This is a genomic window from Bizionia sp. (assembly GCF_048259285.1).
GTDB classification, from domain to species: domain Bacteria; phylum Bacteroidota; class Bacteroidia; order Flavobacteriales; family Flavobacteriaceae; genus Algorimicrobium; species Algorimicrobium hallyeonense.
Genome location: NZ_JBLXHU010000049.1, coordinates 1 through 12,428, shown reverse-complemented (window position 1 = coordinate 12,428; position 12,428 = coordinate 1). Strand labels below are relative to the sequence as shown.

Annotated in this window: 7 protein-coding genes and 1 pseudogene; 4 read left to right on the top strand and 4 right to left on the bottom strand. The window is 33.9% G+C overall.

The window, feature by feature from the left end; genetic code table 11:
• From ACN0QX_RS14020 to ACN0QX_RS14010, 3 genes and pseudogenes are all read right to left on the bottom strand, one after another.
• Positions 1 to 866 (bottom strand): annotated as a pseudogene (locus tag ACN0QX_RS14020) (M1 family peptidase); the annotation flags it as partial.
• A gap of 67 nt (positions 867 to 933) precedes the next feature.
• Entirely contained in the window at positions 934 to 2,541 is a 1,608-nt protein-coding gene (locus tag ACN0QX_RS14015) for a S8 family peptidase (protein WP_417197839.1), read from the bottom strand.
• A 15-nt stretch (positions 2,542 to 2,556) separates the two neighbouring features.
• Positions 2,557 to 3,417: an MBL fold metallo-hydrolase gene (locus tag ACN0QX_RS14010; protein ID WP_376858371.1), complete on the bottom strand. Its 861-nt coding sequence runs from the start codon at positions 3,415 to 3,417 to the stop codon at positions 2,557 to 2,559.
• 143 nt (positions 3,418 to 3,560) lie between these two features.
• Here ACN0QX_RS14010 and ACN0QX_RS14005 point away from each other — a divergent pair, with 143 nt between their 5' ends.
• From ACN0QX_RS14005 to ACN0QX_RS13995, 3 genes are all read left to right on the top strand, one after another.
• Positions 3,561 to 3,905 carry a DUF202 domain-containing protein gene (locus ACN0QX_RS14005; RefSeq protein WP_371922393.1) on the top strand — a complete coding sequence of 115 codons (345 nt, stop codon included), beginning with the start codon at positions 3,561 to 3,563 and terminating at the stop codon, positions 3,903 to 3,905.
• A gap of 31 nt (positions 3,906 to 3,936) precedes the next feature.
• Positions 3,937 to 5,709, top strand: coding sequence for an SLC13 family permease (locus ACN0QX_RS14000; RefSeq protein WP_417197836.1), 1,773 nt, complete (start codon positions 3,937 to 3,939; stop codon positions 5,707 to 5,709).
• A gap of 232 nt (positions 5,710 to 5,941) precedes the next feature.
• A complete protein-coding gene (locus ACN0QX_RS13995; RefSeq protein WP_376858373.1) occupies positions 5,942 to 7,810 on the top strand; it encodes a cation:proton antiporter in 1,869 nt (622 codons plus the stop codon).
• 136 nt (positions 7,811 to 7,946) lie between these two features.
• Here the strand turns inward: ACN0QX_RS13995 and lepA are convergent, their stop codons facing one another.
• Positions 7,947 to 9,743: a translation elongation factor 4 gene (gene lepA / locus ACN0QX_RS13990; protein WP_376858374.1), complete on the bottom strand. Its 1,797-nt coding sequence runs from the start codon at positions 9,741 to 9,743 to the stop codon at positions 7,947 to 7,949.
• 154 nt (positions 9,744 to 9,897) lie between these two features.
• Between lepA and ACN0QX_RS13985 the strand changes: the two genes are divergently transcribed.
• On the top strand, positions 9,898 to 12,315 hold the full coding sequence (locus ACN0QX_RS13985) for a TonB-dependent receptor domain-containing protein (protein WP_417197833.1): 2,418 nt from the start codon (positions 9,898 to 9,900) through the stop codon (positions 12,313 to 12,315).
• Positions 12,316 to 12,428: the final 113 nt, after the last annotated feature.

Below are 12,428 nucleotides of genomic sequence, written 5' to 3'. Positions count from 1 at the left end.
TCGGCATCCAGTGTGTTTTTGTAGTAAAAATGCAATAATGGTCCATCAGGAACTTGCATGGTATCGTGAATATAATCAGGATCTGCAGCCCACATAAAATCGTGAACTTGCGGAGCTATAATATGAATGGTTTTTTTATTTCCTTTTATTTTCACGTCTTCTTGCTGATAGCCTGTACTACCAACCACGTAATTTTTATCAATGGTTAATTTAACATCAAAATCGCCCCAAACACTGTGAAACTCACGTCCAATGTAGGGATCGGCATGCCAGCCTTCAAAATCATATTCAGCTAATTTTGGATACCATTGCACCATAGATAAGGCTACACCTTCTGCGCTATTTCGTCCAGAACGACGAATTTGAACAGGTACTTGACCATCAAAATCCATATCAAATGTTACAGATTCTCCTGGTTGAATAGGTTTTGCTAAATCTACTTCTAGAACCGTACCAACGGTTTCATGTTTTAATGTTGTTCCATTTTGCTTTAATGAATTAACTTTTATATACCCAATTTCGTTAGGTTGTAGTTTACTTATTCTATCGCCAACACGTCTGTCTGGATCTGAAATAGTTCTAGAACGTATATCCATTTCACTACCTGGTTGAAAAGCATTGAAATATAAATGATAATATACGCGGTTTAAAACATCGGGTGAATTATTGGTGTATACTAATTTCTGTTTACCTTGGTATTGAAAGGATTCCACATCCATATCAATTTCCATTTTATAGTCAACATGTTGTTGCCAATAATACGGGTCGTTGGATTTTTCTACTGAATTTTGCGCTTCTACTTGACTGGTTGTACCACAAGCTAATAGAAGACCTAAACAGCATACGGAAAGCATGATTTTTTTCATAATACGTAAAATTTAAGTAAAAAAAATCCCATCGGTTTAGGATGAGATTTTTTTTGTTATAAAATAATTATTTCATCTGGCTAGCCATGATTAGTGCGTTGTAAGCATTGACCATTTTACCTGATTTTGTTAAATCGCCAAATGGTCTAACATCAGTAGCTTCACCACCAACAATAACCTTTGTTTTAACAGCAATTCCAGAATCTAAAATCACTTGCTTAACTTGTTCTGCAGATAATTTTGGATAGTAAGAACGAATTAAAGCAGCAACTCCAGCAACTGCAGGAGCAGCCATTGATGTTCCACCTTTAGTATCGTATTCATTTTCTGGTGTTGCAGAATATACTTTAGCTCCTGGCGCAAAAACATCTACATTTATTTTTCCGTAGTTAGAAAAACCAGCAACCATACCAGAACCATATTTAGGCTCTAAAGCACCCACTGTAATAAAGGTTTTTGATACTTCTGGACCTGTTCCAATGGCATCATTTGGAAATACATCTTTAGTATCTATATCTATACCTTCGTTTCCTGCAGCATTAATAAAAAGCACGTCATTATCACTTGCATATTTAATAGCATCACGAACCCAGTCACTGTGAGGTGAGTAATATTTTCCAAAACTTCCGTTTATAATTTTAGCCCCATTGTCAACAGCATAGCGAATTGCTAATGCAATATCTTTGTCATATTCGTCGCCATTTGGTACAGCGCGTAAACTCATAAGTTCAACGTTGTTTGCCACACCGTTTGCACCTAAACCGTTATTACGTTCTGCAAGAATTATAGCTGCAACGTGCGTACCATGACTTTCACCTTTTTCAGAAGGCATAACGTTGCCATTTCCGTAACCTACATCTGATAAATTGTCTGGATCATCACCAGTTGTTCTACCTTTTAAGTCTTTATTTAAGTTTACATTTACTTGATCCGTAAAATAATCAACACCACCTTTAATAGCTTTTAATGCAGCTTCTGAATTTTCTAAACCATTAGCATACATGTTTTGTAACATGGCAGCAGCTTGTTTTACATCTGCTTTATCAGTATCAATAGCAGCAACTTCTTCTTTGGTATAATCTTCTTTTCCTAAATGCTTAGAAATCGTTTCGTCTGATGTTTTAACCATTTGATAAATTTGGTCATAACGTTCCTTGTTAGCTACGGCTTCTTGGTATTTCTCTTCATATTCTGCTAAAGCAGCATCATATTGTGGATTTGATTTATCGCCTTTTACAATAATTCTTACAAATTCCAATTGTTCATCATAAGCATCGCCTAAAAAGTTCCAACCATGAATATCATCAATGTATCCATTGTTATCATCATCAATTCCGTTTCCAGGAATTTCATTTTTGTTGGTCCAAAGTACACCAGCTAAATCTTCGTGCTCAATATCAATTCCAGAGTCGATAACAGCTACAATTACCGTTTCGCCTTTTTTATTTTTAATGATTTCAGCATAGGCTTTATCTACACTCATACCAGGAATGGTATCTATTACAAGGTCTAAATGTCCCCAATTTTGCTTTTCAGCTTCTGTAAGATCACTGACTTTTAACGGTACTGTATCAATGTTTTCAATAGGTGTCGATAAAACTTCGGCACCACCACCACAACTGGTCATTACTACAGCAGTACAGGCTGTAAATACAAACGATTTAATAAATTTCATGTTTAAAATATAAGTTTAGTTAAAAATTTCATTACAGGTAAAAACGTCTTGTAATCGCACGCCTTTTTCTGTGTTTTTTACTGTAATAATTTCATTATGTGCGTCGTGCTCCAAAAATAGGTAATAATTATTATCTGCTGCCATTTTCAGAAATTTTTCTTTTTCATCTAATGTCAGTAATGGTCTTGTATCATAACCCATTACAAAGGGTAGTGGAAGGTGTCCAGCGGTTGGTAGCAAATCTGCCATAAAACAAATGGTTTTTCCTTTGTATTGAATCATTGGAATCATTTGTTTATCGGTATGGCCATCGGCATAAAAAATATCGAAACCTAATTCGGAATTCCGCTGAATATCACCATGTGGAACTGGTGTAAATTTTAATTGTCCACTGTTTTTAATAGGTTCAATATTTTCTTTTAAAAATGATGCTTTTTCACGATTGTTGGGTTTTGTTGCCCAATTCCAATGGTCATTATTACTCCAAAAATGTGCATTTTTAAAAGCCGGTTCGTAGTCAGTTTTGTCTTTATTCCATTGAATACTTCCACCACAATGGTCAAAATGTAAATGCGTCATGAAGACATCGGTTATATCATCCCGATGAAACCCGTATTGTTTTAATGATTTATCAATGGAGTCATTTCCCCATAAATAGTAATAGCCAAAAAATTTATCACTTTGTTTGTCACCCATTCCTGTATCAATAAGCGTGAGTTTATTGCCGTCTTCAATTAATAAACAACGTGCAGCAATATCAATCATGTTATTGGCATCTGCAGGATTGGTTTTTTGCCAAAGCGATTTTGGTACCACGCCAAACATAGCACCACCATCAAGTTTAAAATTACCGGAATTTATAGGATATAACTTCATAAGCATGCAAATTACGAATTCATGCCATATTACTGAAAATTATGCACTGATATTAGAAGTTTTTTAACATTTAAAAATATAAAGAAGATTTGGGTTTTATTTGTTGCTGTGAAAAATTACTCTAATTTTATAAAAAGGAAATTATGAAAACACCATCACCATTAAAGATTAAAAATATGAAATTACTCCGTTTTGGTCGTGATTTTAAACCAGATAGTGAGGTGATTTTAAGAGATTATTTAGCCATAGAACGCACGCGTCTTGCAAATGAACGCACCTTATTATCTTATATCCGATCGTCTTTATATTTACTATTAGGTGGTATTGCCTTTTTACAATTGAAAGATTTTCCAGATTTTCAATATTTAGCTTTACTTTCACTGGTATTTAGTGCGCTATTTTTAATTATTGGTGTCTATCGTTTTGTATTATTAAAAAAGAGCCTGAAACGCTTATATTACATGTCTGAATCTCAGAATGATGATTAATTTTATGTAAAAATACTTAATACGTTGCCTTATGAGTATGGATCTCATGATTACGTTTGCCATAATAATTATTGGTGTCTTTCTTTTTGTAAAGGATTATTTTTCTATTGATACCACCTCTATTTTAATTATGGCATTATTTATTGTGGCTGGTGTTTTAAATCCTGAAGAAGGCTTTTCAGGTTTTAATCATCCAGCAACGATAACTTTGGGATGTATTTTTGTTGTAAGTGGCGGTGTTTTTCATTCCGGTATTTTGGATGGGTTGAGTTATAAAATTATTAAACTAGCCAAAATTCATTACGTTGTAGCATTGGTTGTTTTTTGCGTTATAACGGCTTTATTTTCTGCGTTTATAAATGATACGGCTGTCGTAGCATTAATGTTACCCATAGCATTAACCGTATGTCGGGAAACTGGAATTAGTCCAGGAAGATTACTCATGCCTATTTCCTTTGCAGCACTTTTTGGTGGTACGTGTACGCTTATTGGTACCTCAACAAATATATTAGTAAGTAGCTATGCCAAACAATATGGGTTGGAGCCATTTGGTATGTTCGAGTTTAGTCAAGCTGCCCTATGTTTATTGGTTGTTGGTTTTCTGTATATTTTTTTAATTAGTCCTTTATTACTTCCTAAAAATAAAAAACCCGATGCGTTAACGCTTGAAGCCAAGGAGTATATTACAGAATTAATGGTAGCGGAAGATTGTAGCGATATTAATAAACTAATTTCCGAATCCGCTCTTACAAATGATTATAAAATATCCGTTCTTTCTATATTAAGGGATGGCTATTTGTTATACGATTTAAACCCGGAAACCACCATCAAACAAGGCGATATTTTGAAGGTGATGCTTCCGCCTCAAACAATTAACAGGTTGTTAGATATTAAGGGATACCAAGTTGAAGGCAGCCAGCGAATTAAAACGGCAGAAGATTCGTCTGAAGCTTATAATATTTATGAGGTTATTATCCCGGTTGGATCACCATTAGCGGAAGGGACTTTAAAATCCATGCGATTTAATAGAACGTACAACATGGCGGTTTTAGCTATCAGGCAACGTGGTGATGTATTATTAGATAAACTAACGTCCATTCATTTAAAAGAAGGCGATATGTTATTGGTTCTGGGAAGCAAGGCGGAACTTCAAAATTTAGAAAATCAAAAATTGGTGGTTACACTTTCTGAATATGAAAAGAAAAAAACCAATTATAAAAAAGCCATTCCGGCGGTTTTAATAGGAGTAGGTGTGGTTTTAGCGGCATCGTTAAATATTACTACTATATTAATAAGTGCTATGATAGGTGCTTTATTAATGGTTTTAACGGGTATTTTAAAACCTAAAGAAGCTTATCAAGCCGTAGAGTGGAAGGTTATTTTTATGATGGCTGGTGTCTTATCCATGGGAACAGCTTTAGAAAAAACAGGAGGTGCCACATTAATTGCTGATTTTATAGAGAAAACATTGGGTCAATACGATGCACATATTACCCTAAGTCTTTTGTTTTTAGTTTCATTTATTTCCACCAATTTAATTTCAAGCAAAGCTACAGCGGCATTAATCACACCTGTAGTAATTAGTTTGGCAGCCCTCATGGAGGTTAGTGAACGGCCCTTTTTGGTTGCTGTTATGTTTGCCTGTTCTTTAACATTTATGACACCCATGAGTTATCCCACAAACACCATGGTTTATGCACCTGGAAATTATAAATTCAATGATTTTTTAAAAGTAGGAACACCCTTAAACATTATAATTTGGATAGCAGCATCGTTTATAATTCCCTATTTCTTCCCATTTTAAAGTGTCCTTTTTGTCAGTTTTATAAAATTCTATTCCTAAAAAATTTATTCACGTTGAATAAAAAACCTTATTTTACCATCAAATTTAAAATAGAAGCGCTGTGATGGTGTGGCTTTTTTAAATAAACAATTAAATTGTTTTAAGTTTAATATTATAATTTTTAATTGTTTTTATGTTAGGTTTTATGCTAAATACGACCTTTAAACCTTGAATTAGAAAAACAAAATACTATATGTTAGAATTAGGCGGAATTATCATTTTAGGAATTTTAGCACAATGGGTAGCTTGGAAATTAAAAATCCCAGCTATTTTACCTTTAATTTTAATTGGTTTATTAGTTGGGCCAATTGCTGCCGAATTTTTATCCGAAGATGGTACCAAATGGATTGAACCACGATGGAATGGTGAAGAAGGTCTATTTCCGGGCGAAAGTTTATTTTACTTTGTATCCCTTGCTATTAGTATTATTCTTTTTGAAGGTGGTTTAACCCTGCGGATGGGTGAAATTAAAAACGTAGCGCCGGCCATTACAAAATTAATTACCATTGGTTCCATTGTTACATTTTTTGGTGCAGCTGTGGCGGCTCATTATATATTCTATTTAAGTTGGGAGATTTCATTCCTATTTTCAGCGTTAATTATAGTTACAGGACCAACCGTTATTACTCCAATCTTAAGAAATATTCCACTTAAAAAAGATGTTTCCGCGGTTCTAAAATGGGAAGGTATTTTAATTGATCCTATTGGTGCTCTGGTTGCCGTTTTGGTTTTCGAATTTATTAGTGTGGATGCAGGTGGTGAGTACACCAAAACAGCATTTATTGAGTTTGGTAAAATTGTATTATTTGGATTTACTTTTGGATTTACTTTTGCACATGCGCTTAATATTATAATGAATAAAAAGTGGATACCACATTATTTAATGAATGTTTTCGCGCTAGCTGCTGTTTTAGGCGTTTTTATATTAGCTGATATTTTTGCACATGAATCTGGACTATTAGCCGTAGTTGTTATGGGAATGGTTTTAGGTAACTCTAATTCACCATACTTAAAAGAGCTTTTATACTTTAAGGAATCTTTAAGTATCTTGTTAATTTCTATATTATTTATTCTATTGGCTGCTAATATTAATTACCAGGAATTGCTGTTAATTTTCAACTGGAATACGGTTCTTCTTTTTGCTATTGTTGTCTTTGTTTTAAGGCCAATTGGCGTGTTTATTAGTTCGCATGGATCAAATTTAAAACTCAACGAAAAACTTTTTATTAGTTGGGTAGGACCACGCGGTATTGTTGCCGCAGGTATTGCGTCTTTATTTGGACTAAAATTAGCAAGCGATGGTGTTCCAGGCGCTGAATACATAACACCTTTGGTGTTTATGATTGTTTTAGGGACCGTTTTATTAAACGCAACAACCGCAAGAATGTTTGCTCAAATGGTTGGTGTATTTTTAAATAAATCAGAAGGTGTTTTAATAGTTGGTGCTTCTAAAGTGTCTAGATTGCTTGGGCATTATTTGGAGTCTCGTGGCCGTCATGTTGTGCTTATTGATAGTAATCAAAACAATATTGCAAAGGCTAAAGAATTAGGGCTTGAAGCAATAAACACCAATATTTATTCTGATAAATTAATGGATAATATTGAACTAAATGCCATGGGATATTTAATGGCGTTAACAGGCAGTTCCGATATTAATAAATATGCTATTAATAAATTTAGTAAGCTATATGGAGAAAATGGCTCTTTTAGGCTTTTAACTTCTACAGAAACTCTAGAAACAGATGTTGTACCTGGTGAAGGTTTATTTTCTCATACCACAGATTATAGCACGTTAGTTTCAGTTACTAATAAATATCCATCTATTTTGGAAATTCCTTTAGAGGGAAGAGAACATTATGAGGAATTGTTAAAAATAACCAATGCGGACGAAGAGATTATTCCGTTGTTTTTAAAAGATTTAAATAATCAACTGATAATAATAGGTTCTGAAAACTTGAAATTAGAAGATATTAAACCGAAATGGGAACTTGTTTACCTTGGGAAACCTATTGATGTTGAGAAATTGAACGGTAAAGCAAAGGTTAATCAAGAAGAAGGTTAAAAGTTTTGAATCTTACAGAATGCTTGCTAAAAGGTGAAGGTAGGACTCCACAAATCTGTATAATTTTCAAAAAAAAAGACGCACCTTATGGTGTGTCTTTTTTAGTTTCAATATAGTTTTCCTTACTAAAATATGGTTAATCGTTCAGTTTTAAAACAGCCATAAACGCTTGTTGTGGAATTTCTACATTACCAACTTGTCTCATACGTTTTTTACCTTTCTTTTGCTTTTCTAATAACTTACGTTTTCTAGAAATATCGCCGCCATAACATTTTGCCGTTACATCTTTACGAAGAGCTTTTACGGTTTCACGCGCAATAATTTTGGCACCAATAGCGGCTTGTATAGGAATATCAAATTGCTGACGAGGAATTAATTCTTTCAACTTTTCACACATTTTCTTTCCAATATGGTGTGCATTATCCGCATGGATTAAGGCAGAGAGCGCATCAACTGGTTGGGCATTTAATAACACATCTAGTCGTACTAATTTGGAGACTTTCATACCAATTGGCGAATAATCAAAAGAGGCATATCCTTTAGAAACTGTTTTTAAACGATCGTAGAAATCGAAAACAATTTCGGCTAAAGGCATTTCAAACGTTAATTCAACACGCTCTGGCGTTAAATATGTTTGGTTAATAATCATTCCACGTTTCTCAATACACAAACTCATAACGTTACCTACAAAATCTGCTTTGGTAATAATGGTTGCTTTTATAAAAGGCTCCTCAACACGGTTTACAGTTGTTGGTTCTGGTAAATCACTAGGATTATTAACCACAAAAGGCACATTGGGCTCTTTATTAGTAAATGCGTTGTACGAAACGTTAGGAACCGTTGTAATAACCGTCATGTCAAACTCACGCTCTAAACGTTCTTGGATAATTTCCATGTGTAACATGCCTAAAAATCCACAACGGAAACCAAAACCTAAGGCTGCTGAACTTTCTGGTTGAAATACCAAAGAGGCATCATTAAGCTGCAGTTTTTCCATGGAGTTTCTTAACTCTTCATAATCTTCCGTATCAACAGGATAAATACCTGCAAAAACCATTGGTTTTACATCTTCAAACCCTTCAACAATATTGGTTGTAGGATTGGCAAAATCTGTAATAGTATCACCAACTTTTACTTCTTTGGCGGTTTTTATTCCGGTAATTAAATAACCAACATCTCCAGCTTTTACACTTTGTTTTGGAACTTGATTTAATTTTAAAGTACCCACTTCATCCGCAAAATATTCTTTTCCTGTTGCAACAAATTTAATTTTTTGACCCTTTTTAATTTCACCATTAAATACTCTAAAATAGGTTTCAATTCCTCTAAATGTGTTGTATACGGAATCGAAAATCAAAGCTTGTAGTGGTGCATTAACATCGCCTTTTGGCGCTGGAACACGTTTTATAATAGCTTCTAAAATATTTTCAATACCAAAACCTGTTTTTCCGCTGGCATGAATCACGTCACTCGGATCGCAACCAAGAAGGTCAACAATATCGTCAGTTACTTCTTCCGGATTGGCACTTGGTAAATCTACTTTATTTAAAATAGGAATAATCTCTAAATCATTCTCTAAAGCTAAATATAAATTAGAAATGGTTTGTGCTTGAATACTTTGTGCAGCATCAACAATTAACAAGGCACCTTCACAGGCCGCAATAGAACGTGAAACTTCATATGAGAAATCTACGTGTCCTGGTGTATCAATAAGATTCAAGACGTATTTTTCTCCTTCATATTCATAATCCATTTGTATGGCGTGCGACTTGATGGTAATACCACGTTCGCGTTCTAAATCCATACTATCTAAAAGTTGTGCTTGTTGTTCGCGTGCTGTTACGGAACCAGTAGCATCCAATAAACGATCTGCTAAGGTGCTTTTTCCGTGATCAATATGTGCAATAATGCAAAAATTTCTAATGTTCTTCATAACCTGTTGTCTAGCATGGTAACTAATTGGCAAATATAATTGTTTTATTATGCATTAAATATATATAACAAACAATCTTAATATATTATTTACGGGAAAACCGTAATTTTTAGTAAAAAACAATCTTTATATTGCGAATCCAAATTTTTTTTTGATGAATACGAAGTCCATTTTAGTTCTTATTGGTTTTAGTCTATTTGTTTCAGTGTCTGCTTTTTCACAAAATTTTTCGGTTTCTGGTAAATTAATCGATCTTCAAAAGCAGCCAATAGCTTATGCTAATATTTTATTGCTTTCTAGTCAGGATTCTACCGCAGTAAAAGGCACGACGTCTTTAGATGATGGTTCATTTATTATTAAAAATGTGTCAGCCGAAGCCTATACACTTAAAATAAGTTTTGTAGGTTTTAAGGACGTTTTGCTGCCAATTCAAGTCATAAATACGGATTTAGTTATTCAAAATATTACCTTGGAAGAAGCTGCTGAAGCTCTTAATGAAGTTTCTATTTTGGCCAAAAAACCAACGCTTAAAAAAGAAGTAGATCGTTTGGTTTTTAGTGTTGCCAATACCGCTTTAAGTGAAGGTAATATGAAAGACGTTTTAAAAAGTACGCCTAGCGTTTTAATTCTAGATAATAGCTTAACCGTCCGAAATGCGAAACCTACTGTTTATATTAACGATCGAAAAATACACTTAACAGATGCTGAATTGTTGCAGTTATTAGAAGGTACACCAGCAAATTCTATTAAATCCATTGAAGTTATTACCAATCCATCAGCAAAATATGATGCCGAATCGGGTGTGGTTTTAAATATTGTTATGACTAAAAGTTTAGCAACGGGTTATAATGGAACTGCTTTTGCAAACTATACTCAAGGTACGTATGCGAGATACAATGCTGGAATTTCTAATTTTTATAAAACCGATAAAATAAACGTCTTTGCAAGCTATAGTTATACGGATTCTAAAATTGCACGTGCAAGTGATGAGCGCGTTAATTTTAGAGATAATACAGGTGTTTACCAGCGCTGGTATTCCGATGTGGACCGAACAACATGGTCTCAAACACACACTGTAAATACGAATTTCGATTATTTTATAAACGAAAAAAATACCATAAGCTTTTCTGCTAATCTACTGTATTTACCAGAATTTGAATACATCACGAAAGGACATACAGATGTGTTGGATCTCGCTTATAATCGTCTTTATAATTTTGACACTGAAAATGATTCCGATGATGATAAGTATAACTTCGGATTCGATTTAGATTATGATTTGGAGTTTGATAATGGTAGTAGTTTATCCTTAAATACACATTTTACAGCCTATGATTACCATCGTGATCAACGTGTTCAAAGTCTCTATAAAGATGTAAATAACAATTTTGATTATCGGAATTTATTTAACACCACATCCGATCAGAATACCTTGATAAATACCGTTCAAGGGGATTATAGTTTACCAATAAATGAAACAACATCACTTGATGTTGGTGCCAAAGCATCTTTTGTAAATACGGATAGCCAATTAAACCAATTAAACCTTCAAGGCTCTAGTTTTGTTTCTGATGTTACCAATACTAATGCGTTTGAATACAATGAAAGCGTACTAGCAGCCTATGCTAGTTTTGATAAAAGCTGGGACAAGTTGAGTCTAAGTTTTGGTTTACGTGTGGAACAAACAGATACCGAAGGAAAATCTATTGTGACTAATAACACGATGTCTCAAGATTATTTTGAATGGTTTCCAACCGCCAATATTAGCTACCAAGCTTCTGAAAAAATAAGTGTGTACTCCAATTACAACCGTAGTATTTCAAGGCCAGATTTTCAATCTTTAAATCCGTTTAAGTTTTTTCTAAACGACAATACCATAGTCACTGGAAATCCTAATTTACAACCAGCCATTACCGATCATTTTGTAATAGGCGCTTCTTTAAACGACAGTTTTTTTGTAGAAGCCTATTATAAAGATATTGATGCAAATTCCATGGAATTACCACTTCAAGATAACGTAAATAACTTATTGATTTATACACCTACCAACTTGGCAGGAACCAGAGAATATGGTTTTGATTTTGTAGGTATTTTTGATATTACAGATCGTTGGAACGTGTATGCTGTAACCTCATTTTATAATATGCGGGAAGAAATAACTATTAATAACGAAGCGCTAGAAATGGACAGATGGTCCAACTATTCCGTATTGAGTAATTCCTTAACATTTTTAGAAGACAACAGTCTGTCAGCTAATTTTTCGTTGGTTTATGTTAGTAAAAACCAACAAGGATTCCAGACTATAGAATCTCTGCTGTTTTCAGATTTAGTCATTAAAAAAACCATTTTAAATAATAGAGGTTCTTTGGCTTTAACGTTTTCTGATTTATTTAATACGCAAAACTACACCATTACAAGTCGCTATTTAAATCAAGATAATTCACGAAACTTAAATCAAGACAATAGGTATGTAAAATTAGGGTTTACTTACAAATTTGGTAATACAGGATTAAGCACCAACCAACGTACCAAAGAACGCGAAGAACGTGATAGGTTGGAGAAGGGTGAGTAGGCTAGGCAATCCTTCTAGTCTTGCCATTCCGCAATAAACAAATTCGTATCATTCTAGGTGTATTTCAGAATCGCAATCCTGTTAGTCTTGCCATTCTGCAATAAACAAATTCG